We start from the raw sequence: 228 nt of genomic DNA, 5'->3' as shown, positions 1-228 counted from the left end.
GCACAAGCACAAGCACAAGCAGCCAAAGCCAAAGCCAAAGCACGGGTGCAAGCGATAGCAACAACACAGACAGCACGCAAAGCACAAGCCAAAATACGGGCTCTAACACAACTAACAGCACAAGCACAAGCACAAGCAGCCAAAGCCAAAGCCAAAGCACGGGTGCAAGCGATAGCAACAACACAGACAGCACGCAAAGCACAAGCCAAAATACGGGCTCTAACACAA

At 50.9% G+C, this 228-nt stretch carries 1 protein-coding gene; it reads left to right on the top strand.

Annotated elements, in window-relative coordinates:
• A partial coding sequence (locus QSJ47_RS08180) for a hypothetical protein (RefSeq protein ID WP_285603027.1) occupies positions 1–228 on the top strand: 228 nt, incomplete at both ends.

It is taken from the genome of Helicobacter sp. NHP22-001, assembly GCF_030270165.1.
Lineage (GTDB): Bacteria > Campylobacterota > Campylobacteria > Campylobacterales > Helicobacteraceae > Helicobacter > Helicobacter gastrofelis.
Note: the sequence above shows the minus strand (reverse complement) of the source record. Positions and strands in the feature narration are given on the sequence as shown.